We start from the raw sequence: 1,106 nt of genomic DNA on the forward strand, positions 1-1,106 counted from the left end.
CGGCCGCCTTCCAGAGCCGCCCGCGATCGTCGCCGCGGTCAAGGCGATGCTCGCCCCTGCCCCACCGAATCGGATGGCAGGGCGTCACATCCTCGTTACAGCCGGCCCGACGCACGAGCCGATCGACCCGGTCCGCTACATCGCCAACCGCTCGTCGGGCAAACAGGGCTTCGCGATAGCCGCAGCGCTGGCACGGCTCGGCGCACGCGTAACGCTCGTCGCCGGCCCCGTGACGCTGCCAACTCCGCATGGCGTCGACCGGATAGATGTCGAAACGGCGCGCGAGATGGCGGATGCGGTCAACCGTGCGCTGCCCGCCGACGCCGCCATCATGGTGGCCGCGGTGGCGGACTGGCACGTCGAGTCCGTCCCGCAGAAGATCAAGAAGGGCGACGCCACGCCCACGCTCATCCTCGCGGAAAACCCTGACATCCTCGCGACTTTGGCGCGCAGCCCGGACCGCCCTCGCCTGCTGGTCGGCTTCGCGGCCGAGACCGAGCGCGTGATCGAGCACGCCGTCGCCAAGCGTATTCGCAAGACCGCGGACTGGATCGTCGCCAACGACGTATCGGGCGACGTGATGGGCGGCGCGGACAATAGCGTTCACCTCGTCACCGAAGCGGGTGTCGAAAGCTGGGAGCGCCTGCCCAAAGACGCCGTCGCCGCACGACTGGCGGACCGCATCGCCGATGCGCTAGAAGCCGCATCATGATCCGTATCGAACTGAAGCGCCTGCCGCGCGGCGAGGGCCTGCCGTTGCCCGCCTATGCGACCGAGGGTGCCGCCGGGATGGACGTCGTTTCCGCCGAAGCGCTGACGCTCGCCCCCGGCGCACGCGCTGCGGTCGCGACCGGCTTTGCTATCGCCATTCCCGCAGGTCACGAGGTCCAGGTCCGCCCCCGCTCCGGCCTTGCGTTCAAATACGGCGTCACCTGCCTCAACACGCCGGGCACGATCGACTGCGACTATCGCGGCGAAGTGAAGGTGATCCTTGCCAACCTCGGCCAGGAACCGTTCGAGATCGCGCGCGGCGATCGGATCGCGCAACTCGTCCCCGCAGTCGTCCTGCGCGCCACGCTCGACGAGGTCGCGACACTCGACGACAC

2 protein-coding genes are annotated in these 1,106 nt (G+C 69.1%); both read left to right on the forward strand.

From position 1 onward, the window contains the following. A partial coding sequence (locus U1872_RS22625) for a phosphopantothenoylcysteine decarboxylase domain-containing protein (protein WP_332795093.1) occupies positions 1-712 on the forward strand: 712 nt, incomplete at its 5' end. Continuing rightward, positions 709-1,106 (forward strand): dUTP diphosphatase (dut, locus tag U1872_RS22630; RefSeq protein ID WP_332795094.1); only part of this gene is annotated, 398 nt, incomplete at its 3' end. The genes U1872_RS22625 and dut, both read left to right, overlap by 4 nt.

The sequence above is a fragment of the Parasphingomonas frigoris genome (genome assembly GCF_036663815.1).
In the GTDB taxonomy this organism is placed as follows: domain Bacteria; phylum Pseudomonadota; class Alphaproteobacteria; order Sphingomonadales; family Sphingomonadaceae; genus Sphingomonas.